Annotated in this window: 23 protein-coding genes; 21 read left to right on the top strand and 2 right to left on the bottom strand. The window is 46.0% G+C overall.

Annotated features, from left to right (window positions below):
- Window positions 1-370: 370 nt before the first annotated feature.
- The 7 genes from BP95_RS0119230 (at window position 371) to BP95_RS0119200 (ending at window position 5,249) form a co-directional block, all read left to right on the top strand.
- Complete coding sequence (locus BP95_RS0119230) at window positions 371-1,072, top strand: dihydroorotate dehydrogenase electron transfer subunit (RefSeq protein ID WP_021253863.1); 702 nt, start codon at window positions 371-373, stop codon at window positions 1,070-1,072.
- On the top strand, window positions 1,053-1,988 hold the full coding sequence (locus BP95_RS0119225; RefSeq protein WP_021253862.1) for a dihydroorotate dehydrogenase: 936 nt from the start codon (window positions 1,053-1,055) through the stop codon (window positions 1,986-1,988). The genes BP95_RS0119230 and BP95_RS0119225 overlap by 20 nt, the downstream gene beginning before the upstream one ends.
- Before the next feature lie 45 nt (window positions 1,989-2,033).
- Window positions 2,034-2,381: a prenylated flavin chaperone LpdD gene (locus BP95_RS0119220; RefSeq protein WP_021253861.1), complete on the top strand. Its 348-nt coding sequence runs from the start codon at window positions 2,034-2,036 to the stop codon at window positions 2,379-2,381.
- A 293-nt stretch (window positions 2,382-2,674) separates the two neighbouring features.
- On the top strand, window positions 2,675-3,352 hold the full coding sequence (locus BP95_RS0119215) for a PspA/IM30 family protein (protein ID WP_021253860.1): 678 nt from the start codon (window positions 2,675-2,677) through the stop codon (window positions 3,350-3,352).
- A gap of 180 nt (window positions 3,353-3,532) precedes the next feature.
- Window positions 3,533-3,964, top strand: a complete 432-nt coding sequence (locus tag BP95_RS0119210; protein WP_021253859.1) for a DUF350 domain-containing protein — start codon at window positions 3,533-3,535, stop codon at window positions 3,962-3,964.
- Window positions 3,965-3,995: 31 nt separating this feature from the next.
- Window positions 3,996-4,502 (top strand): DUF4178 domain-containing protein, encoded by a 507-nt coding sequence (locus BP95_RS0119205; protein WP_021253858.1) that lies wholly within the window; start codon window positions 3,996-3,998, stop codon window positions 4,500-4,502.
- 9 nt (window positions 4,503-4,511) lie between these two features.
- Window positions 4,512-5,249 carry a DUF4247 domain-containing protein gene (locus tag BP95_RS0119200; protein WP_021253857.1) on the top strand — a complete coding sequence of 246 codons (738 nt, stop codon included), beginning with the start codon at window positions 4,512-4,514 and terminating at the stop codon, window positions 5,247-5,249.
- 132 nt (window positions 5,250-5,381) lie between these two features.
- Here BP95_RS0119200 and xerS read toward each other — a convergent pair whose 3' ends face one another.
- Complete coding sequence (gene xerS, locus BP95_RS0119195; RefSeq protein WP_021253856.1) at window positions 5,382-6,470, bottom strand: tyrosine recombinase XerS; 1,089 nt, start codon at window positions 6,468-6,470, stop codon at window positions 5,382-5,384.
- Between the two features lie 146 nt (window positions 6,471-6,616).
- On the opposite strand from xerS, the gene BP95_RS0119190 reads away from it, so the two are divergent.
- The 10 genes from BP95_RS0119190 (at window position 6,617) to BP95_RS34055 (ending at window position 17,923) form a co-directional block, all read left to right on the top strand.
- A complete protein-coding gene (locus tag BP95_RS0119190; RefSeq protein ID WP_021253855.1) occupies window positions 6,617-7,978 on the top strand; it encodes an MATE family efflux transporter in 1,362 nt (453 codons plus the stop codon).
- A gap of 570 nt (window positions 7,979-8,548) precedes the next feature.
- Window positions 8,549-10,306, top strand: coding sequence for a ribosomal protection-like ABC-F family protein (gene abc-f, locus BP95_RS0119185; RefSeq protein WP_021253854.1), 1,758 nt, complete (start codon window positions 8,549-8,551; stop codon window positions 10,304-10,306).
- Between the two features lie 54 nt (window positions 10,307-10,360).
- On the top strand, window positions 10,361-11,005 hold the full coding sequence (locus tag BP95_RS0119180; RefSeq protein ID WP_021253853.1) for a histidine phosphatase family protein: 645 nt from the start codon (window positions 10,361-10,363) through the stop codon (window positions 11,003-11,005).
- A 343-nt stretch (window positions 11,006-11,348) separates the two neighbouring features.
- Window positions 11,349-12,338: a LacI family DNA-binding transcriptional regulator gene (locus BP95_RS0119175; protein ID WP_021253852.1), complete on the top strand. Its 990-nt coding sequence runs from the start codon at window positions 11,349-11,351 to the stop codon at window positions 12,336-12,338.
- Complete coding sequence (rbsK, locus tag BP95_RS0119170) at window positions 12,331-13,209, top strand: ribokinase (protein WP_028533032.1); 879 nt, start codon at window positions 12,331-12,333, stop codon at window positions 13,207-13,209. Before BP95_RS0119175 ends, rbsK begins: the two co-directional genes overlap by 8 nt.
- A 1-nt stretch (window position 13,210) precedes the next feature.
- Window positions 13,211-13,609 (top strand): D-ribose pyranase, encoded by a 399-nt coding sequence (gene rbsD / locus BP95_RS0119165; protein ID WP_021253850.1) that lies wholly within the window; start codon window positions 13,211-13,213, stop codon window positions 13,607-13,609.
- A gap of 147 nt (window positions 13,610-13,756) precedes the next feature.
- On the top strand, window positions 13,757-15,238 hold the full coding sequence (locus tag BP95_RS0119160; protein ID WP_028533031.1) for a sugar ABC transporter ATP-binding protein: 1,482 nt from the start codon (window positions 13,757-13,759) through the stop codon (window positions 15,236-15,238).
- A gap of 1 nt (window position 15,239) precedes the next feature.
- The gene (gene rbsC, locus BP95_RS0119155) at window positions 15,240-16,208 is read left to right on the top strand and encodes a ribose ABC transporter permease RbsC (RefSeq protein ID WP_021253848.1); all 969 of its coding nucleotides are present in this window, start codon (window positions 15,240-15,242) and stop codon (window positions 16,206-16,208) included.
- An 18-nt stretch (window positions 16,209-16,226) separates the two neighbouring features.
- Window positions 16,227-17,144 carry a ribose ABC transporter substrate-binding protein RbsB gene (gene rbsB / locus BP95_RS0119150; RefSeq protein ID WP_028533030.1) on the top strand — a complete coding sequence of 306 codons (918 nt, stop codon included), beginning with the start codon at window positions 16,227-16,229 and terminating at the stop codon, window positions 17,142-17,144.
- 623 nt (window positions 17,145-17,767) lie between these two features.
- Complete coding sequence (locus BP95_RS34055) at window positions 17,768-17,923, top strand: IS3 family transposase (protein WP_231515168.1); 156 nt, start codon at window positions 17,768-17,770, stop codon at window positions 17,921-17,923.
- 119 nt (window positions 17,924-18,042) lie between these two features.
- Here BP95_RS34055 and BP95_RS30955 read toward each other — a convergent pair whose 3' ends face one another.
- The gene (locus BP95_RS30955) at window positions 18,043-20,043 is read right to left on the bottom strand and encodes a CAP domain-containing protein (RefSeq protein ID WP_051614145.1); all 2,001 of its coding nucleotides are present in this window, start codon (window positions 20,041-20,043) and stop codon (window positions 18,043-18,045) included.
- A gap of 345 nt (window positions 20,044-20,388) precedes the next feature.
- Here BP95_RS30955 and BP95_RS34640 point away from each other — a divergent pair, with 345 nt between their 5' ends.
- From BP95_RS34640 to BP95_RS0119115, 4 genes are all read left to right on the top strand, one after another.
- Entirely contained in the window at window positions 20,389-20,697 is a 309-nt protein-coding gene (locus tag BP95_RS34640; protein ID WP_028533029.1) for a hypothetical protein, read from the top strand.
- Window positions 20,694-23,249 (top strand): flippase-like domain-containing protein, encoded by a 2,556-nt coding sequence (locus BP95_RS0119125; protein ID WP_028533028.1) that lies wholly within the window; start codon window positions 20,694-20,696, stop codon window positions 23,247-23,249. Before BP95_RS34640 ends, BP95_RS0119125 begins: the two co-directional genes overlap by 4 nt.
- Window positions 23,250-23,474: 225 nt before the next feature.
- Entirely contained in the window at window positions 23,475-23,852 is a 378-nt protein-coding gene (locus tag BP95_RS0119120; RefSeq protein WP_028533027.1) for a CidA/LrgA family protein, read from the top strand.
- Window positions 23,849-24,541, top strand: a complete 693-nt coding sequence (locus BP95_RS0119115) for an LrgB family protein (protein WP_021253842.1) — start codon at window positions 23,849-23,851, stop codon at window positions 24,539-24,541. Before BP95_RS0119120 ends, BP95_RS0119115 begins: the two co-directional genes overlap by 4 nt.
- Window positions 24,542-24,638 lie beyond the last annotated feature (97 nt).

Here is a 24,638-nt window from a genome sequence, read left to right as displayed (position 1 = left end):
ACAGTTCAATGTTCTTGTTATGTCCTTGGGGTGGTAGAAATATGCCCTTCCACTTACCTAGTACGGTAGGGAAATAATCTCATCGACTATAATTGTTAGGATGTTCACTTGTAACTTCTTGCTAATATTCTGAAAATTTGCGAAACCATTGTCATAATTCATACGCTAATGTGACATGGGTCACAGTGGGATGTCAACCAGAACATGCATAGTAGAAGTGTAAAGGTGAGAAAAGCTTATGCATAGGCCATATAGGCAGCAATCCATAAGGTTGTGAATGTGGGCTTTTCTTACGAGCAGGAATCTGCACATCTCAATAAACGTGAGAAGGATGCAGACTGTCCTTACTCGTGAAAAAAGGAGCATACTTGTGTATACGATTCTTTCCAACGAACGCATCTCTGAAGGCATTTACCTCATGACGGTGGAGGGTCAATTTCAAGCAAGCATGGGTCAATTCTTTATGCTGCGGGCCTGGAATACGGCACCTATTCTGTCTCGTCCAATTAGCATCTGCAATTTGGAGAAGGATAGCATCCAGTTCCTGTACAAGATTGCAGGAGAGGGTACGCGTTTAATTGCACAGCTGCGTGATGGAGACCGTATCCAGCTAGAGGGGCCATTCGGCAATGGCTTCCCGCAAGTGGAGGGACGAACTGCACTTATCGGAGGCGGTATTGGCATTGCACCCTTATTATATACGGCGAAGCAGTTGGATAAACCGGATATCTATCTTGGCTTTCGAGGGCAATCCTATTTAACGGAAGCATACGAACCTTACGCGAATGAGTTGGTTGTCCGTGTAAACGGCAACCTCCTAGATGACGTGGACTTAAGTAAATACGATAATGTGCTGGTGTGTGGTCCATTGGGAATGATGAAGGCAGTTGCCTTGCAAGCAGAAGGCTTGGATACGAAGGTGTATGTATCTTTTGAAAAACGTATGGCCTGCGGAATCGGGGCTTGTTATGTATGCTCAGTAAAGAATAAAAACGGCAACCGCAAAGTATGTGCGGATGGACCTGTATTTTTGGCGGAGGAGGTGGAATGGCATGCGGAACTTAGCTTGTAATGTAGCCGGCATTCCGTTCAACAATCCGATCGTGATGGCATCGGGAACGTTTGGCTTTGGGCAAGAATATGCCAAATTATATGATATTAACAAGCTGGGGGGCATCTCCTGCAAAGGACTCACCCTACATCCACGTCTAGGGAATAACGGAACCCGGGTGTGGGAGACACCAGGCGGCATGATGAATAGTGTTGGGCTTGAGAATCCTGGTATCGATGCATTTTTGGAAGAGGAAATGGAATTCTGGGAAACGATTGAGCCCGTGAAGATTGCCAATCTTGGCGGCAGTAATATAGAAGAATACGTCCTCGGGGCCTTGAAGATAACGAAGGATGCAGAAGAGCGGCGCAAAGCACGTGTTCGGGCTGTTGATATGATAGAATTGAACATTTCATGCCCGAATGTGAAGGAAGGCGGTATTGCCTTTGGTGTGAAAACAGACGTTGCTCGTGAGGTCATTCGCGAAGTACGGCAAGTCACTTCACTGCCGCTTGCTGTGAAACTATCGCCGAATGCTGAGAATATTGTAGAAATGGCCGTGATGTGTGAAGACGAGGGAGCAGATTGTGTCTCTTTAGTAAATACGTTCTCGGGAATGAAGATTGATATTTATCAGCGGCGCAGTGTTTTTTCCAATACGTACGCGGGCTTGTCTGGGCCGGCTATTAAGCCAATAGCGCTGCGCATGGTTCATCAGGTGTCCCAGCATGTATCTATCCCCGTCATGGGCATGGGCGGCATCGCCTCCGCTTCGGATATTATTGAATTTATTATGGCCGGGGCTGAGGTGGTTCAAGTAGGCACATACAACTTCATGAACTTGCGTGCTGGCGAAGAGTTGCTTGCTGGTCTTCTAAGCTTCATGGAAATGGAGAACATTCAAAGTCTGGATGAGATTCGCGGCATTATTAAGTAAGGCCTTCTGGACAAATGTATTTCATTAAAGGGGGGCTCTGAATACATGCAGGAGCAACGACCGGGTGCAGACATAACCATTCAATATCGCAAAATTGGGCGAGACTACCTGTTCATCATTGCCGGGGGAGACGAGCATATTGGGGCGGTATCTACCGCATATAGGGATCCGAGTACGGATGAGCACGAATGGGTTGTGCAGACGAATAGAGTTCCTGGGCATAAAGAATATGTACTTACAGAGCCAATGGCTAAGCAAGCGGCGAGTCAGCTTCAGGCTACGGTTACCGTATGTGCAGGGATACATTATGATAATCTAAGTTTGGCACATATTGATGCAGTTGTTGATCATGCGTGGTCACAATTTTTGCTTATGCTGTCCACCCTTGATTAAATAATCACAATGGTTAGAATACGGAGAAGAAGATTGGGCAATCCTGATCTTCTTCTTTTTTTATGGCTACCTACGAGTCATTATGTAAAGAAAGTATGAATGGAATGAAGATTTCTTTAAGCAGCGAGAGGAGTATACAATTTTCCACATTTCCGTATACAATAGAGATATGATTTTTTTGTTTTTTTGAAACAACTTCGGAACTGATTCGTATGAATGTGTAATGAAACATAATATTGAGCTGATGGGTATTTTGTTTCAATGGTTATGCACACAAAGGAGGAAACAATACAATGTCCGTATTTAAACGTTTGCGTGATTTAACGATGTCTAATATTTATGCCTTGATCGAGAAGGCGGAAGATCCAATTAAGATGACAGATCAATACTTACGTGACATGCAAGAAGATTTGGAAGAAGCAGAACGTGCAGTAGCCCAGCAGATCGCGATCGAGAAGCGCTTCAAGCAGTCCTATGAAGAGCAAGAAGCACTTGTGAATAAGCGTGCTGAGCAAGCAGCAATTGCAGTACAGGCCGACAATATTGAATTGGCACGCCGCGCTCTGGAAGAGAAGAAGGCAGCAGAAGCGAAAATGAACGAGTACAAAGCGAGCTATGATCAGAACAAAGCTTCAGCAGACGCTCTTCGCGCGAAGCTGGAAGAAATGCGCAAGCAGTACACAGATATGAAGAACAAACGCGAAACGTTGGTCGCTCGTTTCAACGCTGCGAAGGCGCAAACGGAAATCAACAAAGCAATGGCGGGATTCAGCTCCGATACTGCGATGTCAGGCTTGAAGCGTATGGAAGATAAAATGCTTCAAATGGAAGCTCAAGCAGAAGCAAGCAACGAAATCCGTGGAGCGGGAGGCAAGTCGCTCGATGATGAGTTCGCGAGCTTGACGAAGGATAAAGGTGTCGAGGATGAATTGGCAGCTCTGATGAAGAAGTACGACAAATCTGCCGAATAATCGGATACAGAAGACGCTTGTTATCTGTGTTACAAGCGTCTTTCTTTATTCTTGTACATGTATATGGGCTCGTTAATGAAATAAAATGAAGAGAACACACTTTTACACGAGATTGCCGATTCTGGACAAACTGCTGAGTAAGCAGGCTTTCGTCCAAAGGGCAATGGGGGAGGATTCGAATTGAGTTTCGGATTAGAAAACTGGTCAGTCCTGCTGGAGAATGTGCCGCGTATTGCGGTGTGGACAGCGATAGGAGCGGTGCTCTTATTCATTCTCATGATTGTAGACTCCTTGTTTACAGGTTATAAGGATGTCCATGAAATGAGACAAGGCAATGTAGCGGTAACGACTCGCTTTATTATGAAGCTGTTCTCGCAAGGCTATATTTTATCTAGTTCTATTCGTGTCGCTTACAGCTTAGGCGAGGCATTGTTGATGTCTCTCTTCTCATTTGTCATATTGCTTATTCTAGAATTGCTAATCCGCTTGTTGTTCCGTACTGTATTCAACATGAACCTGGAAGAGGGAACGAAGCAAGGCAATATGTCGTATGCACTCGTGGCTGGTTCGCTGCATGTGGTTGGCGCGTTAATTATTGCAGCCTGCATATAACAAGGGATTCAACAGGAAGGAGGCAGAACTAATGAGCTTATGGAAACGCATTAAAAATATTATGGCGAAGCCGGAAGCACCTCAACCAGAGAAAACGCCCTCAACTCTTGGCCCCGGGGATATTTGTGAAATCTCACTCGTCAGTTATGAAGTTATTGGCCGTACAGATTGGCGTATGCGCAATTCTGCATGGCTGACACTGAGAGACGGATCACACATTAAATATTTATTCGTTGAGCAAAGAGAGCAGGCCTATTATAGTCTGTACGATTCTATTGACGGACGTCTGGATGATGTAGAGGAAGTTCCTACAGAAATTGAACTAGATGGTAAGTGGTATTACATGGAAGACCAATATAACGGCAGAGTCGTGTGTACAGGACAAACGCCATTTGGCGTATCTGGGGAGCAGTACGTGTGGCATTATCAAGCCGATGATCGTAAGCTGCTTCGCATTGAATGGCAGGATGGACGATTCCAGTTGTATGAAGGAGATTCCGTCATATCCGCCGACGTACGTATTCTGCGCGGTTCTTAAGAGGCGCCTATGCGAAAATTCGGATTGGATTCAATCAAATGGCTTGTCATTTTCAGCTTACTGATTCCGTTGCTAACGGCTTGTGGACAGTATGATGTAGCGGAAACGTATCCGCTGGAGTCTGTTAGTCGTGATGGTAAGAGCACTTCCTATATTTATCGCGCTGAGAATACGACCGTGCCTGAAGTGGCCAAGGAGATTGCGGATAAACGCAAGCCGAAGCAGACTTCTGAACAGAGCGATGAGCGAATGTTTCTCGTCTATGATAATGAGCTCATACAGGTGCAGCGCGACAAGGACAAACCAGAAGATTCGATTATTGAAGTGGCTTCACAGGAATACGTAAGGCAGAATTATGATCGAAGCTTCTTGGAGATGTACCTGCAATACAAGCTTCTCGATACACTGTTCGATTCATTAAGCGGGTATGGGAAGTACCGGGGTTATAATGAGCGTCGTACATACGAGCCGACGAAATCATACCAAAAGCCTACGGTGGAGGATAAGAAGAAGGCTCCTCCAATGACAGTGGATCGCAAGGGATCCATCTTCCGCAGAGGCTCCTCGACAGATACGTCGAAGAATACGGGGGGCGGGTTCTTCTCAAGGCAGCCGAAGGATAATAGCAATCGCGGCTCCATATCACGAGGGGGTAGCGGGGGAAGTTATAATCCACCGAAAGTAAAAAAATCGAAACCGCCGAAGACTCGTTCCGGTTCGGGAAGTATATTCCGCCGAAAGCGATAGCAGAAGGCAAATAAGAACCGCTCTTCTAGGATAGAAGAGCGGTTCTTATTTGATACTATTTCATTATAGTTGGTACACAATGGATTTTCCATCCAATCCTCCTGATATTCTTCCAGGGGAAATTAGAAGAGATTACTCTTCCTCGTCCTGCCGCCGCTCAATAGCTTCAGACATCGTCTTATCTGTCAGGTGTGCATAGATCTCCGTTGTCTCTGTCGAAGCGTGGCCTAACTGTTCCTTTGTTTTGTAGATGTCATTTTGCAAATAATAATCTGTGGCGAATGAGTGCCGAAGCTTATGTACAGTTAGAGCAGGCTTGCCGTATCTCTTTGCATATTTAATAATCATCTGCTGAATAGCACGCTTCGTCATGCGGTTTCCTTCCTTCTCGCCATTCTTGATCGCGAGGAAGAAGGCTTTTTCCTTTTTAGGCGCTGCATACCGAGTTGATCTAGCCTCCAAGTATTCGGCCAAGTCCTGTCTTGCGCTGTCACGGTAATAAACTGGAGTCTTGAACGTCTCATCATTATGACCCTTGCGGTATACATAGACGAGCTTGTTGTTCATATCGACATCATCCATGTTGAGATTCACAACTTCGCTAACCCGCAACCCGGAATTCAGGATTAGGCTGACAATGGCAGCGTCCCGAACTGCATTCTGCGCATGCGCATATGCAGCTTGTTTGTTATTGGCTACATCTTGGGCATAACCATCCCGCACATAATGAATGAACCCGTTAATTTCATTATCTTCAAGCAGCTTACCCTTCAGCTTAGAGGCGCTGTCTTTTGGTTTATGCACGCGTTTGATTTCGATCTTGGCCATTACATTGCGCTTCAATAGCGGGTAGAAGTTCTCATCCTCCGCAATTTGGCTCAAGTAATGGAATAAGGAGCGCAGGGATGACAGCTTGCGGGACACAGTCACACGAGCATTGGTTGTTTCTTTGTATGTCGTCAAATAAATGCGAAACGAAGTGATATGCTCCATGCGAAGCGATTCCAAATCTAATAAGGTAACATCCTTCTGATCATGCGCATCGGTTAATCGCTCGGACACGAGCCAGCCCAGAAATATTTCGTAGTCCCGCACATATTCCAACAAGGAGGATGGAGATAAATCGGGCATTTTATATTCAATGAATTGTTGCACGTACCAGGGCAGGGACGGCAGCTTGTGCTGAAGCACAGCACGGTCTCTCGTCTTCTGAATCGTCATATTGGGCAGAGACCTCCTTCCATACTCCTTCTATTGTAATGAACGAGTGATCCCGCGTAAAGGAGTCAATGGTCAAATAGTTGTTCAAACCAATGGGGAGAGATGCTACAATGGTTAAAGTTGTGCATACAAGGAGATAAGAAGACATGAAACAGACTTACTCATTAAAGCAAAAATTGATTCAAATGCTACATATTTTATTGCCCATATTCGTTACGCAAGTGGCGATGCAGCTGATGACATTCTTTGATACGGTCATGTCAGGCAACTACCGAACTTCTGACCTGGCAGGTGTAGCGATCGCTACGAGTATTTGGGTGCCTGTATATACAGGTATAAGCGGGATTTTTCTTGCGGTGACGCCAATTGTGGCGCAGCATATGGGAGCAGAACGCAAGCAGTTAATTGCTCCAAGTGTGACCCAGGCAGCATATTTAGCGGTCATCTTCGGAGCTGCTGTCATTGGGATCGGTATATTTGCGGTTGATCCGATTCTAACTTTTATGAAGCTGGATGCGGATGTTCACCGGGTGGCAAGAGAATATTTGACTGCAATCGGATTCGGAGTCATTCCATCCTTCCTTTATACCGTAATGCGCGCCAGCATTGATGGACTTGGCTTAACTCGGGTTACGATGATCATTACCCTGCTGTCCTTCCCAATTAATGTGCTATTGAATTACTTGTTTATTTTTGGAAAAATGGGACTTCCTCAGTTCGGTGGGGCAGGGGCTGGAATAGCAACGGCAATTACGTATTTCATTATTACATGCATTGCATTTGCATTTTTGCGTCGTAACGATCGCATGCGGGAAATGGGCATGTTTCGTTCTTGGAAGGGGATATCGCTTACCCATTGGAAAGAGATTCTTCGCATCGGGATGCCGATCGGCTTATCGATTTTCTTTGAAGTAAGTATTTTCTCCATGGTAACCATATTCATGAGTGAATATGACACGGCAACAATTGCAGCACATCAATCGGCTCTCAATTTTGCTTCATTATTATACATGCTTCCGATGAGCATCGCGATGTCATTAACGATTCTCGTTGGATTCGAGGTAGGCGCTAAGCGATTCAAGGATGCGAAGACCTATGCGAGACTTGGTATATTTACAGCGGTGGGCTTATCCGCGCTATGTGCGGTATTTCTGTTCTTGTTCCATAATGAAGTGGCAGGCATGTACACGAAGGAAGCGGGTGTGCGTGAGATTACATCGACGTTCCTGATGTACGCGATATTCTTCCAGCTGTCTGATGCAGTTGCGGCACCAGTGCAAGGAACGCTTCGCGGCTATAAAGATGTGAATGCCGTGTTCATGATCGCATTCGCCTCATATTGGATTGTTGGTCTACCGTTAGGCTATGTACTGGCGAACTGGACGGATCTGCAAGCGTATGGCTATTGGATCGGACTGATTAGCGGTCTAGCAGCAGGCGCTGTTGCGCTGTTCACACGGCTTGCAATTGTAGAGCGGAGAGTAATGAAGAACGTACAAACAAATTAGTTAATGATTTAATAAAAATTGCATTTATCAAACTCATTTCAGTAAACTATTTGAAACAAGAGGGCATCTGCTCTCTTGTTTTTTGTTAGGTGATGTTATATTGAGTTCATGATTTAACCAACAATTTGCTACCCGCAAATTTTTTATATGAAGTAATGTTCAATATTTGTATACTTTTTTAGTTTAATGTGATAGGCTAGAAACGAATATGTAAGAGGAGGTATCTATTTAAGGACATGTGGACTAACTAATTGGACTCGTTATGGAATTGGATAACAACGATCCAGTGCTCTGCCGCAATGGTGGAACGGTTAGAAAACACGTGTGCCTATTTACAGATACTCCTTATCGTAATAGTTCGGACAGAGGAAGCAGTGCAGGCTGAATTAGCTTGCTCCTGTTTTGTTTTGCCGCGACTTGTACCTATGCGTAAGCTACAGAGTGCTTATGGAGGGTATGCTATTTGTTTACGTTAGGGTTTCTTTATCGCACAATCTAATCGTGACTCATCGGCAGAGGCCGGTGAGTTTTTTTGTTGCGCTTAGTTGCGCGGATAAAGGAGGTAAACGTATGACGTTGTTGTTAAGCTGCAGAAATTTAGCGAAAGCCTTTGGAGATTTACAGGTGCTACGAAATGTTCAGCTCGATATTGCCAAGGGGGATCGCATTGGACTGGTCGGATGCAATGGTGCAGGCAAAACGACACTCGCCCAGTTACTATATGGAACAGTAAAGCCGGACACAGGTGTGATCACTTGTTTCGGAGATTCGATTGACATTGGATATTTAAAGAAATCGACTTCGTATTCAGTTCAAATGTTCAGTGAGATGTCGGTGTGCATGCTGGAGAAGGATGGGGCTTCCTCATTCATGACTGCAACAAGCATGATGGGCGTAAGACAGGTGCAGTCGTGGGAAATGGAGAGAGCTCGTCATCTGAGCGGAGGGGAGCGCACGAAGTTGGCGCTAGCTCATATCTGGTCAACTCGCCCTCATTTATTACTTTTAGATGAGCCTACGAACCATCTAGACTTGGATGGTGTGGAATGGTTGATTCGAGAACTGAATTCATACGATGGTTCGATGCTTGTCATCTCGCATGATCGATATTTTCTCGACCGGACGGTTCAGCGCACTATTGAGCTAGAGGATGGGGTTGCTCATGAATACATGGGGAACTACAGCGCGTATCGCGATGAAAAAGCTCGAAGATATCAGAATCAGCTGCATCAATATGAGACGGAGCAAAAGTATAAAGCAAAAATAGAAGTTGAAATCAACCGCTTGGAACAGTGGTCTTCCAAGGCGCACCGAGAAGCAGGCAAAGTTGGTAAAATGGCAGAGATGCGCACTGGGATCAAGGAGTTCTATCGTACCAAGGCTAAGAAAATGGATCGACAGGTGAAATCGAGGATAAAAAGGCTTCGTCGAATCGAATGTGAAGGAATTCAGAAGCCGCGAAAGGAGCAGCAGATTTATTTTGAATTTGATCATCCCGACAAACGGGGGAGACGAATGTTGGAAGCCAATCGGATTCATAAATCTGCAGGGAATAAGCTGCTGTTCCAGGATAGTTCATTTACCGTTCAGCGTGGAGATAGAATCGGACTTCTAGGGCCAAATGGGTGCGGCAAATCAACACTTATCCGGATGTTAATAGGGCAGCTTCAACCTGATCGTGGAGAGATCTGGCTAAGTCCAAGCATCAAGCCCGCCTACTTATCTCAGGAGCTGGACGATATGGATGTGGAGCAATGCGCATTGGAATGGTACGGGTACGACTCTGATAGTCTTGCCGAAGTCCGAACGGTACTCGCTCAGATGGGGATAGAGGCAGAAATGTTGATGAAGCCGATGAAGCAGCTGAGCCTAGGAGAACGGATGCGTCTCAAAATCGCGAACTTGATCGTCAATCGTTCAGACGTGCTTGTTTTGGACGAACCAACGAACCATTTGGATTTACAGAGCAGGACGCAACTGGAGGAAACGTTAACCTCGTATTCTGGAACGATGCTGATCGCTTCCCATGATCGGTATTTTCTCGAACGAGTATGTCAAAAATGGCTGGTTTTTCATGACGGCAAAGTGACACTGTCACAACGCTCATTAAGTCAGGCAGTGCAAGTTGGCGATGATGGACAAGGTTCGGATCAGATGGCCTCCTCAGATGAGGTGTATGATCGGTTAATGGTAGAACATAAGTTATCCCACATTTTAGCCGAGCTATCACTATGTAAACCAGGAGATAAGAAGTATACGGTACTAGATGAGGAATATCGGTTGTGGCTCCACAGAAAGAAGCATTTGGATCAATCTAGGCATAAATAGCTGAATGTAACGAATCATAGGAGTACATACGTGCATGAGAGGGTGTCCAACAATATGAGAATGAAAAAGTATGTACTCCTGCCAATATATATGGCTATTCTGATGTTCATGTCGGGTTTCCAAAGCGGAAGTATTGTGCGAATGAATATGCCTGAAAATGAATTAGACTCTGTGGTGCACGCCTTACAAAAAGGCGGATATATTTTGTATATGAGGCATGGCGAAGCTACGGTTGGGCAGGATCGACCGGCCGTGGATTTTCATGATTGCTCGACGCAGCGCAATCTGAGTGATACCGGAAGAGAGCAGGCTAAAATGCTTGGGGAGTCTATGCGCAAACTCAATGTTCCTGTTCAATATCCAGTTGTTGCGAGTCCATATTGCCGAACCCGAGAATCGGCAGAACTTGCCTTTGGTTCAGGCAATGTGGCTGTCGATCCTTCTTTGGCGGCTATGGCTAAGCTTAGCGATAGCACAATTTCAGCTGTAGAGAAACAAAGCATTGTGACGCAGGTAGAGAAAATGTTCGAGGTAGTACCCCCGTCTGGAACGAACAAAGTAATCATCGGTCACGCTTTTCCTGTCGGTGTTGCTGTCGGTGAGATCCCTTATATGGGGTCTGTTGTGATTAAGCCCAAAGGGCCGGGGAATGGGTATGAGATTGTCCAAAAAATCAGTCTTCAAGATTTCATGAGATAGGATTCCGAACAAGCAAAAGTTCCTTCATTTCGGAAGAAGGCGATCCGCCCTCCGTTTTACCGCATTACAGGATGATTGTAGAACGACACAAACATTGGTTCAAGACATCTTTACTAAATGGGAGGAAATCCAAGGTCAAGGACTAATGTTTGTGTCGTAGATTTTCAACTACAAACACTCCTCAGATTCTACTTGATCAGAACCGCAGCCTGCCATGACCACTAAAAAGATGCTGCCAGCCATCCCACCTAGATAATGGAACAGCCATAAACCTTGTCAAAGGTAAATGATTGTGTTATTTTATATGTGTAACCGGTTTCATATTTAGAGGTGAGTAACAACGATGGCAACGATTAGAGACGTAGCGAAACATGCGGGCGTATCCGCAGCAACCGTATCGCGGGTAATCAACGACACTGGATATGTGCATGATGATACCCGTAGGAAGATTGAAAGCGCAATCAAAGAACTTCACTATACGCCGAATGAAGTAGCTAGATCCTTATACAAGCGAAAATCCAGACTGATCGGTTTCCTACTCCCTGATATCACCAACCCTTTTTTTCCTGAATTGGCGCGTGGGGTGGAGGATAAGATGCAGGAGAATGATTTTCGAATCATTTTTGGCAATAGCGATGAAAATATACAAAAAGAAAAAGAATATATCCAGACCTTCGTACAAAATAATGTGGTTGGCGTGATTGCATCCACGAATCATCCGGATGCAGATATTTATCGGAAGCTGAAGATTCCGGTAGTATTTCTCGACCGTACGGTGGACAATCGCCCGTCGGTATATGCGGACGGACATGAAGGTGGAAAAATAGCTGCCCATGAAATGATTGCCCGCGGCAGTCAGCGGATTACGGTCATGCAGGGGCCGGCTTCCATTCGGCCGGCACAGGATCGTTATCAGGGCGCAATTAATGTGTTGAACAGTCATGGGATGGATTACAACGTAATCCAGACTACATCGTTTTCGTTCACGGAAGCAGGAAAATGGGCGAAGGAATTGTTCGAGCGTTATCCGGACACGGATGGCATCATAGCCAGCAACGACATTGTTGCTACGGCGGTGCTTCATGAAGCGCTTAGGCTTGGCAAGAATGTGCCGGATGACGTGCAAATCATCGGCTTTGACGATATTCCGCTCAGCAGTCTCTTAACACCAGCACTGACGACGATCAGGCAGCCCGCTTATGATATGGGCAGAGCCTCGGCAGACCTTTTAATACAATTATTAGAGAATGAACATGTAGATCAGAAAATCATACAAATGCCCGTGACATTTACAGAGCGGGAAACAATGAGGAAGGTGGGGCAACATGGCTAAAATTATTGTAGTAGGAAGCTCATCGATTGATTTGGTCGTTACATCATCCAAACGCCCGGGGGCCGGTGAAACGGTTCTCGGGGAAAGCTTCAAAACCGTTCCTGGAGGCAAAGGAGCGAACCAGGCCGTTGCCGCAGCGCGGCTCGGAGCCGACGTAACCATGATCGGGCGCGTAGGAGACGATGCATTCGCAGCGCAAATTTTGAACAACTTTAAGCAAAACAACGTTTGTGTCGACAATGTGGAACCGGTTCCACACATGGAAAGTGGAACAGCGCATATCATTTTGGCAGAAGGTGATAACAGTATTGTTGTTGTGAAAGCAGCTAATAATGAAGTTACCCCGGAATATATCGACCATACGAGGGAAGCTTTTGAAGGAGCGGATATGGTGATGATCCAGCAGGAGATTCCGGTGGAAACCGTTACTCATGTCAGCCGGATCTGCAAGAACCTTGGGATTCCGCTGCTGCTCAACCCAGCGCCAGCACGTCCACTTGATGATGAAGTAATCGAAAATGCCGCTTATATTACACCAAATGAGCATGAAGCGAAAATCCTGTTTTCATCTCTAACCGTTTCCGAGGCGCTGCGCAAATATCCGAACAAACTGTTTATTACCGAAGGCAGCAAAGGAGTACGTTATTTCGACGGCTCTAATGAAGTACTCGTACCATCTTACAAAGTGGCCGTGGTGGATACGACAGGCGCAGGGGATACCTTTAACGCCGCTTTTGCGGTCGCACTGGCTGAAGGAACAGCGATTTACGATAGCGTCCTTTTTGCCAACCGTGCAGCTTCCTTGTCTGTAACGAAGTTTGGTGCGCAGGGCGGCATGCCATATCGTCAAGAAGTGGAGGAGCAGATGTAACATGAAAAAACAAGGCATCTTGAACAGTCATATTTCGAAAATTTTGGCCGATTTGGGCCATACAGATACAATCGTCGTCGCCGACGTCGGTCTTCCCATCCCGGAAGGGGTCAAGAAAATTGATTTGGCGCTAACGTTAGGTACACCAAGCTTTGAGGAAACGGTCAATGCCATTGCAGCCGATATGGAAATCGAAAAAGTGGTGATTGCGAAAGAAATCAAAGCGCAAAATCATGAAGCAAATGCTTATATTCAGCATAAATTCGGAGATTGTGAAATCGAGGATTGTCCTCACGAAGAATTCAAGGAACTGACTCGCAAGGCCAAAGCTGTGATTCGCACGGGCGAGGCTAAACCGTTCGCTAATATCATTTTACAAGCAGGTGTCTATTTCGGTTAGCAAGCGTGTGCTTTCGAAGACAGTTTTGCCGAGAAGAATAATCAGAGGAGCAATGCTCGCAAAACTAAGCGTAAGCTTCCGAAGTAGTTTTGCTACGAAGTCATCCATAGGAGCCACGCTCCGCAAAACTTTTAAGGAGGAGCCATTATGCAGATTCAAATGAAAGGAATCCACAAAGCCTTCGGCAGCAACCAGGTACTATCCGGCGTCGATTTTGACCTGCGCGAAGGTGAGGTTCACGCCCTCATGGGTGAGAACGGTGCGGGCAAGTCCACCCTAATGAACATTCTGACGGGCCTGCATGCAAGAGATAAAGGAACCATCCTGATCGACAGCAAGGAAACGTATTTTGCCAATCCGAAAGAAGCGGAGCGGCAAGGTATCGCTTTTATCCATCAGGAGCTAAATATATGGCCTGACATGACCGTGGTGGACAACCTGTTCATCGGGAAGGAGATGTCCTCGACTTGGGGACTTCTAAAATCCAAGGAAATGAAGGCGCTTGCAATCGAGCAATTCAAAAGACTCTCCGTTGACATTCCGTTGAATATGGAAGCAGGACAATGCTCAGTGGGACAACAACAAATGATTGAAATCGCCAAGGCACTGTTGACGGACACCAAGATCATTATCATGGACGAACCAACCTCGGCGCTGACGGAAAGAGAAATTCAGAAACTATTTGAAGTCATTCAGTCCTTGAAAAAAGAAGGAGTATCGATTGTTTACATTTCACACCGGATGGAGGAGATCTTCGAAATTTGCGACCGGATCACGGTTATGCGTGACGGCCGGACGGTAGACACCAAGCCAATTCCAGAAACCAATTTCGATGAAGTCGTAAAGAAAATGGTCGGCAGGGAGCTGACTGAACGCTACCCTGCTCGCAATCCTTCACCAGGTGAGGTTGTCCTGGAGGTAGAGCATGCAACTCGCAAAGGATCGTTTGAAGATGTAAGCTTCAGCGTTCATCAAGGTGAAATCGTTGGTTTCTCTGGCCTGATGGGTTCTGGACGCACCGAAATCATGAGAGCACTGTTCGGATTGGATCGGCTGGATCAAGGCGAGGTCCGTATGTTTGGTAAGAAGGTCGAGATCAGAAAGCCGGTCGACGCAGTTAATCATGGAATCGGTTTCATTACGGAAGACCGCAAAGACGAAGGCTTGGTACTGGACTTTTCCGTTCGGGATAACATGGTTCTTCCAAGTATCAGCGGTTTTACAAAGAAAGGAATCATCTCGACGCAAAGTGAGAAGGTGTTCGTGGATGCCTTAATTAAGCGGCTGCAGATCAAAACACATTCAGCGGAAACCGCAGCTGGAAATTTGTCCGGCGGTAATCAGCAGAAGGTGGTTATTGCCAAGTGGATAGGCATCGGTCCGAAGCTGTTAATCCTCGACGAACCGACACGGGGCGTAGACGTTGGCGCTAAGCGCGAAATCTACCAGTTAATGAACGAACTGACAGGCCATGGCGTTGCCATCATTATGGTATCTTCCGAATTGCCTGAAGTGCTCGGCATGAGCGACCGCATCGTTGTTGTTCACGAAGGGCGAATCACAGGAGAATTAACGAAAGCAGAAGCGACACAGGAAAAAATAATGACGCTGGCGACAGGGGGAAAGTGATATGACAACCATCAATGATACAAAAACAAGCAAAGGCTTTCAACTATCGCAAATGACGCAGAAACTCGGACCACTACTTGGTCTATTCATACTGATTGTCATTGTATCCATTCTTAACCCAAGTTTTTTGGAACCGCTTAACATTTTGAACTTGCTGCGGCAGGTATCCATCAACGCGCTGATTGCGTTTGGCATGACCTTCGTCATTCTTACGGGCGGGATCGACTTGTCCGTCGGCTCAACCCTGGCATTATCAAGTGCGTTTGTAGCCAATATGCTCGTAGCCGGATATGATCCGATTCTGTCAATCCTCGCCGGCTGTTTGCTCGGTGGTGTGATGGGGATGATTAACGGTCTTCTGGTTACACAAGGCAAAATGGCTCCGTTTATCGCTACACTTGCAACCATGACGATATTTAGAGGACTGACGCTTGTTTATACAGACGGAAATCCGATTACCGGGCTTGGTGACAGCATGACATTTCAATTGTTCGGACGCGGTTATCAGTTCGGCATTCCGGTTCCAGCAATCACGATGATTATTGCCTTCGCAGTATTGTGGGTGATTTTGCACAAAACTGCATTTGGACGCAAAACCTATGCAATCGGCGGTAACGAGAAAGCGGCTATCGTATCCGGTATTAAAGTGTCACGCGTTAAAATCATGATTTATTCCTTAGCAGGTATGCTCTCCGCTTTGGCCGGGGCTATCTTGACTTCGCGTTTGAACTCGGCGCAGCCGACTGCAGGTACATCTTATGAACTTGACGCAATCGCAGCGGTTGTCTTGGGCGGTACAAGCCTTTCCGGAGGCCGTGGACGAATTGTCGGTACGCTGATTGGTGCGCTCATAATCGGTACTCTGAACAACGGACTTAACCTGCTCGGCGTATCTTCCTTCTATCAAATGGTGGTAAAAGGTATCGTTATTCTGATTGCGGTGCTCATCGACCGGAAGAAATCTGCTTAAGCGAGAGGAGAGAATCACATGAAAAAGCTAACGATAATACTGTCAGCGTTATTGCTCATTTTAACTACCGGCTGTTCTCTGGAGCCTCCAAGCTGGGCGAAGCCAAAAGCGGGTGGGGACTTAAAGGATATGAAAATCGGTTTGTCCGTCTCTACATTGAATAACCCGTTCTTTGTTTCCTTGAAAGATGGCGTTGTAGCCGAAGCTAAAAAACACGGCATAGAAACAATTGTCGTCGACGCGCAAAACGATTCGGCGAAACAAAGCAATGACGTTGATGACCTGATGCAAAAAGGCGTTAATGTACTTCTGATTAACCCTACCGATTCCGCAGCCATCTCGACTGCCGTTCAATCGGCGAATAGTCTTGGTATTCCTGTCATTACGCTCGACCGTTCGGCGGATCACGGCAACGTTGAAGCACTGGTGGCTTCAGATAATGTCAAGGGCGGCCGCATGGCGGCTGAATTTATCGAGAACCTGGTCGGCAAAAATGCGAAAGTCATTGAGCTTGAAGGTGTAGCGGGAGCATCAGCGACCCGTGAACGCGGCAAAGGCTTCCACGAAGTGGCCGACCAGACTTTGAAAGTTATTGCGAAGCAAACGGCGGACTTTGACCGTACAAAAGGTCTCAACGTGATGGAAAACCTGCTTCAAGCAAATCCTGATGTACAAGCTGTGTTCGCACACAATGACGAAATGGCGCTAGGTGCGATTGAAGCCATTAAGAGCACCGGCAAAAATATTCCGGTTATCGGATTTGATGGCAATGACGATGCATTAAAATCGATTCAGGAAGGCAAGCTGACAGCAACCGTAGCACAGCAGCCTGACCTGATCGGACAGCTTGCGGTGCAAGCCGCATATGATGTGCTGCAGGGCAAGACAGTGGAAAAAACCATTCCTGCGCCGCTGAAGCTGGTGACTAAGGAATAAGTTGTGAAATAAGCGTGGACGATTATCTGTTTAAGAAGCTTCCTTAATAGCAAACAGGCTCATGTTTGGGCCTGCTGCTGTTAAGGGAGCTTTTTTTGTTAAGCACTAATCATGATGCTGGGTGAACTATGAGCCGAGAGATGGACACTTTAAAAAAAGTGCCTCTCTCGGGTTCTTTACGTTTATAATTGAATTTATTTATTGAGAATGGAGTATGAGCATGCGGTATAGCGAGTTACAAATCAAATAACTTGAGGGAAATCCAAACGTATTGCGTGTATCAGAGTCGAATATATCCTTCACTCCTGCCTTTGATTTAGATATGTTTAGTTCACGTAAACCAAAGGAGAGTTTGAAGCGTTGGAGATCTATTTACGCCGCTCATGGCGAAGCAGATCTTCTTGAGGAACGGCGAGGCAAAGGAAGCGCTGGAAGACCCTCCAGTAAGGAGCTTTCAGTCGAGGAGAAATTAAGACGAACTGAGGCAAAGATCAAGCTTCTGGAGATAGAAAATGAGGTTCTAAAAAAGCTGAAGGACTAGAAAGGCAGGCGAAGCAAGACAAACATTAAGCACACCATTGCTCTTCGAGCTGATTAATCGAACCATTCGTCAATTCGGTCATATGAAAGACGAAGTAGAGTACAAAGATTGTACAAGTATTGACGAACTTCGGAATCGCATTAACGAGTATACTCACTTTTACAATACCGAGCGATATCAATGGACATTAAAGAAGATGACTCCTAACGAATATAGGAATCATCTTCTGGCAGCGTAGTGCTTTCTTTATCCTGTCTACATTAAGGGTTATAGTTCATCTAAAGTACAAGGAGTTCGTTTTATTACATTCGAGATATGTTCACCCTAAAAAGGTTCATACAAAATCCACTATTAGCATTATGGCTTGGGTGTATATTCACTGACATTCATCGCATTGGCTTCGACAGAAATCCAATACGTAACTCCAGGTGTCTTCAAGTCTAGGTTTAAGGAATCTTCTGTGTACGGGCCAGATGTGACTTTGAAGTTGCCTTCATGATCAACGGATACCGTTACATCTTCAATTTGTTTTGGCTTCTTCCCGCCCGTCTGTACCATCATCGTCGTCTGTTGGCCAGCAAGAATGGTGAATTTGCCTTCTACCGTTAAGGTGCGATCAGGATGATAGGTAGCGATAAGCGTATAATCTTTGATCACTTCAGGCTTTATGTAGACTTCTCGTTCAGGTAAAGGAGGCAGGAATTCAACAGGTGTCCGACTGGCTGGTCTTGCGCGCAATGACTTCAGCTTCGGCTTCAGTTCTGTAAGCAATTGAACAGCCTCTCCGCGAGTCATTGTACGGTCTGGCTCAAAGCCAGTGAGCGTTGAATCCGTCGTCCCTTTCATATAATTCATACCAAGCACATACCAGATGGCATTATATTTGACGTAATGGACACCGTCAGCCGCAGCTATAATTTCTGCAACCTTCCCTCTCGTAATCGGCTTATCTCTAGCTGGAATGCTAGTCAATCCAAGCAGCGGGATGTTTCGTATTTCAGCAATCCGGTAGGCAGCATCGGCGGCATGGTTCTTTTTATCTGGTGCGTAAGCCTCAATATGGATTTGATACTGCTGCAGGAACATCGTCCAGAATTCAGCTTCTGTTACCGTGCTTGCGGGCTTGCTTGCATTCAGTGGCGGATAAGTCTTCGTCTTTAAGCGTGGCAGAACCTTGACCTGAATTCGTTCAGAGGACAGATTCCCCACATGAGCGGTAACGTAATAATTGCCTGCTTTTATTCCCTTGAAGGTAGCAGGGGACACGAGCTTAAGACCTGCTGCGTTGCTGCTGACATAACGTACTTGGTCTGTCAACGGTTCCGTGACATTATCGTCATATCGTCCTGTCATCTTAATGGAGGTCTCTTCGCCTTCATTAATCAGAATCTCTTTCAGAGCTCCCGATATGCTTACTAATTGATGGCCCTTGCCAGTCTTGAATGACCAGGATAGGCGCTGTGTCTCGGATGAGCTATCGGTACGGTATGCCAGATTGACGCGATATGTATGATAACCCTGCAATATGGACTTCGGATAAAGGAACAGGGTACGCCCGTTCGAGACTTCTTCATAAAAAGGAACGTTATTTCCCTTCTCGTCCGTGATGCTTGCTTCATGCCAATCCAGCTTGCCAGGGACTGACGCGGAAATAATATAGCCTGAATGCTCGACATTGAACTGATCCAATGGATTCGGCACTTCATTCCCGTAGAATCCTACTGGCACATTGGTCATCCCTTGATAAGGATAGACAAAGATACGGTTACTTTGCATGGAGGACTGGTATGAACCGCCTAGATTCACAACAGCTGTTCCATCAACAAGCGCGATCCCGATCTCGTTATAGGCAGAACCTAAAATAATGTCACGATGATAGGCGGTATCCAGCCATCTTTGCATGGCCATCGTGCTGCTCTTCTGTCCAAAATGCATGTCTTCACCCGTTCGGTATGAAGTTCCATAATTCCAGCCGGCGGCTTTCATTCGTTCAAAAGGTCCAGTCCCCGTGAACCCTTCCAGTCCCATTTTTTCTTGATGGGCACTTAAGGTAACCTTCTTTCCGCGTTCGTGCAAATTATAATATTTTGCATGATTGATGGCTGCTTGCGTTATTTCTTTATTAAGCTTTAACGGTGGCAGGCCAACGCTTAGGCGAACCTCATTCAGCATCTCAAGGGCATCTAATTGATCCTGCGTGTAAGCCGTTGAGTCGGCGCTTGCGGCTGCCTTATTAAGCGGCATAAAAATAAAGTAAAAGATTAGCGCAAGGAATAATGCAAGAAGCCCAAGGCGCGCAAAGTTCATGCGGAATCGCCTATGGCTTAATTCGCTATTCCAATTTGTGATTCTAAACATGATGCATAATCGTCCCCTCGTAGAAATGTGTAGATCCATGTAATAGTTCGACAGGACGATACCAATTCCTTTTTATATAAGTCAAAATACCCATGTAAATAAAAAACCTTGGAAATATCTCCAAGACTCTTCAAATGCTGCCTTCTCTTTTAACAACAACCCTATAGCTATGATGCTATGGTATTGTAATGTAATGGTTGTCGCTTTTCTATGAATGAAAAGCTAGCTTAATCAATTGATGCGGTCAGATTTATTTGCCACTCAGATCCAAAACTACGTATAATATCAATTATACGCAGTTTTTTTGAGGCTATTTTGCAGCATAATCGAGGGAGAAAATGCGTTATGGATCGCAAGCATTGTGCGGTGACAAGTTTCTATAAAGCACTAAATGAATTCGAGCTGACGAATGTGAATCCATCCATCGGTGTGAAGAAGTTGAAGACGGAGATGAATCGTGCACCGGTACGGTCTACACTCACGTATCTGATAAGCAGAAGGAAGGAGCCGTCAATCCTCTGCAGACCTTCATCAATTGAAGCAGATATTTGCAGCAATGCAGCTGATGCGTTTACAATAAGAAGGCAAACGAATAACGAACCTGCCCTCACTACACACTATATGGTATCAGGGAATAGAGGAGGGGTTGAATGAATGCAATCAAGACGAAGCTGCAAGCGTTATTGCATAATAAGCGGCTTGTTCAGACGCTGAAAATAGCCTTTCCATTAGCAGTCATCATTTTCGTCTTTATTCAAGGAAAGAAGGAATTATCCAGATTTTCACTTCGGGAATCGCTCCATGCGATACGATTAATATCGAGTGAGTATTTTACGGGGCTCATAGTTCTAGGCGGACTAGCGGTTGCGACCATGTTTTTCTATGATCGCCTGCTGCTGCGTTCGATTAAAGCTCCTGTTACCATAGGGAAAACGTTTCGAGTATCCTGGATCGCGAATACCTTTAACGGGATTGTCGGCTTTGGTGGGATCGCAGGGGTAGGGATTCGAACCGTTTTGTATCGTCAATTTACAGGCGATGCCAGCAGGCTGCTGATTGCAATTGCATGGATGGCGCCTTCTATGATTAGTGGGTTGTCCCTATTGGGCATCTTAGTACTGCTGCATGTGTTCCCTGCGAGTGAACTGCTCGCCGCTAAGGGGTGGCTATGGGTTGTCTTAGTCGGGGTCGCTTTGTTCTTCCCCGTGTATTTACTCTTCTCACGTTGGAAGGGAAGAGCGAATGCGAACGCCAAACTGACATTCGGATATACGGTTGTGTCATTTATCGAATGGCTCGCTGCAGGATCAGTTGCTTACGTTATCTTGCTCATGCTGAAGGCAGACGTCTCCTTCGCTGAAGTCATCGGTGTATTTACAGTTAGTGCCATAGCCGGCCTTATCAGTATGGTGCCCGGTGGATTCGGAACATTCGATATTACGTTCTTAATCGGCTTGCAAGCATTAGGAGTTGCAGACAGTACAGTATTTACAGCACTGCTGCTGTACCGGACCGTGTACTATTTCATCCCGTTTACACTTGGCTTAATCTTCGCAGCATTCGAGTTCGGTGAAGTTGCGGTGAAGAAGTTCGAGGATCACCCGACGTTAGGTTCATATATTGAATCTGGCAGCATCTTGTGGTTCGTACAGCGCTCGTTATGGAATTCGCTGTCTGCTTGGTCAGTCGTAATCTTGTTGTTTATGACTTCCATATTTTTATTTACATACACGTTCACTGAGCCATCATGGGAATCATCCATGTTCGTTCTTCCGTTATTCCATGGTCAAGTATTTCCAATTGTGAATGGTATCTTACTTGGTGCCAGCCTGTTGATTCTGCTGCAATTGAAGGGACTCTTCGAGCGAACAATTCGGGCATATGTGATGACCCTAGCAGCCTTAGCGATATGTACGCTGCTGACGTTCCTGCTAGGAACGACGATTCGCCATACGTTGTGGCTGTGCGGGATGCTGCTGTTCCTGTTCCTCATTCGCTCACAGTTCACTCGTTATCGATTCCCGTTAACGAAGAGTACGATATTCTTCACAACCTTATTCGGATCACTACTCATGGTTCTGTACATGATGCTGGGATACATGCTGGCAGAATTCCATGAGAAGGTTGCGGATGCAGCAACTTACACACTTAGCTATGGCCAATTTACAACAACGCTAGTTACTGGTCTGCTAGTAGCGGCTATTATGTACGTAATTGGGGTACTTGTATTCGAGCGCCATCTGAAGAAGCCGCTCGGTAGAGATTGGCGTAGTGATGATCAAGTGCTTCTGACAGGCATTAATGGCTGGATGTATCAGAATGTTGCGGACAAGCGTGTCTTCTCAGTCAACAGCGGCAAAATTCGCTTTCCCTTCATTATTAAGGGACGGCGGGTAATTATGCTTGGCATGCCGCAGCTGGAGCGTATGAAAGCGAAAGAACATGATGCTCTGCATTCTCTGTACGAACATGCGGATCGCTTCGGTCTGGATATTGTGTTCTATCAAGCAGGCATAGATGGCATGCCACTGCTTCATGATTATGGCAATGACTTCTTCAAAGTAGGGGAAATTGCACGGTATGAATTCACCGAGCCGAGCATGGCATCGCCGGTGCACCGGTATGAGCTAAGCAGCTTCCCGTTGGAAGCTGAACATGTTCAGCAAGTCATAGACGCGGCAAACAGCTGGGAGTCTGCAACACTAGGGTATATCGAGACGCTTCAACGATTGCTGACGGTATCGGATGCCACGCTCCAACTCGTTCGCTTATATAATGAAACGGATGGAGATCTCTTGCTTGGATACGTTGTGCTGAGAGTCGACGAGGCCTCTGGGACGGTAATGATCGGCGATATTCGCTCTTGCCGCGGCTTATGTCAACCCGAACAGGATGAAGTACTGCAGCAGCTGCGTGATATCATCGTATGGATCGGTCAGCATCATCAGTGCAAGCAGCTTGTCAGCGGATTAATTCCGTTGTCCCATGTTGAGTCGGATCGTTCACCCTATTTATGGACAGAACGAACTGCTGTTGCGATCTTCCGAAGAATCCGTGAGCTGTATCCAATGAATAACTATAGAAGGATATGGTTAGCATTATTCGATGTTACGTGGGAGCCGCAGTATATTGCTTTCCGCAAGCAGCGTCATATGAACTGGACGGTATGGCGGGTAACGCGCATTATTCGGCGTTTGCAGCGATAGTGTGATTCATTTCATATGAAAATGATAAAATTTTGAAAGTTACAGAAAATACATGAAAAGGCTTGGAGGCTGCTCCAGGCCTTTTTTATTGTGAAAAACCGCTTACAGCTCTGCTTTTCGACCGTACTCGCGGGTGGGACACGCTTGATAGTTCTGTTACAATAGGGGTGTTTCAGAATAGGAACGGATTTTCATCAAAGTCTTATCATCAGAAGGTGGTTCCTTATGCTAGGATTTGCAATTTTATTAGGCTTCAACATCGCAGGTGTGTGGCTGCACAATTTGCTTCATCTCCCGCTGCCCGGCAACGTGCTTGGCTTGGTGCTGTTCCTGATTGCACTTGGCATGAAGTGGGTGAAGCTGGAGTGGGTTGAACAATCCGCTCAATTCCTGCTTGATCATATGTTGTTGTTCTTCATCCCTTATGTAGTCGGTATTATGGCATTTATGCCTGTTTTGAGTGCACATTGGTTCAGCATTTCTGTTGGAATTATCGGCAGTACACTGGTGGTTCTCTGGATGACAGGCTTCGTTGCTTCGAAGATGGAGAAGAAACCGGATGAAGCTAATGAGATGCCGACAAGAAAGGAAGATGCAGCATGAACCTTTTATCATGGACACAACAGCCATTGTTCGGAATAGCTGCAACGATCGTTGTGTATGCATTATCCCGTGTACTGCATGTGCGTTTCAAATGGATGCATCCGATCCTCTTTTGCTCGGCGGTGTTGATCGGTTTTCTCGTCATTGGCAATATCCCGCTCCAGGATTACAAAAATGGGGCAGATATTTTGGCACTTATTCTTGGGCCAGCGACAATCGCGCTCGGTGTTCCTATTTATAAATATCGTGAGCTAGTCAAAAAGCAATTTGCTGCAATCTGCTTGTCCATTACGTGCGGCTCTATCGTGGGAATTGTGAGTGTGGCGGCGATCATGATGAGTTTAGACGGGGCGAGGGAAGTTATGCTGAGCATGCTGCCGAAATCAGTCAGTTCTCCAATCGCAGTTGAAATTTCCAAGTCTTTGGGTGCTATGCCTGAACTGTCTGCTGTATTTACCGTATTCACAGGGGTTGTTGGTGCATTGTTCGGTACAACCTTCCTGCGTATGACTGGTATTCGCGGCGAAGTGCCGCTTGGGATCGCAATGGGGACGGCTGCGCATGGATTCGGGACTGCGAAGAGCTTGGCGGACTCAGAGAAGCAGGGGACATTCAGTGGATTGGCAATGGGGTTAGCGGGCCTGATTACCTCCATTCTTTTCACACCGATTTATATGTTCCTTATGTAAGAGGTAAGAACCTGATCTATGGTCAGCATGGATTGGTTAATAAGAAGATCAGGACGTTCTTCGCAATCTGCGGGGGGCGTTTTTTTGTATGATCTGT

It is taken from the genome of Paenibacillus sp. UNC217MF, from assembly GCF_000686865.1.
GTDB lineage: Bacteria > Bacillota > Bacilli > Paenibacillales > Paenibacillaceae > Paenibacillus_B > Paenibacillus_B suaedae.
This window is presented reverse-complemented; position numbering and strand designations above follow the sequence as displayed.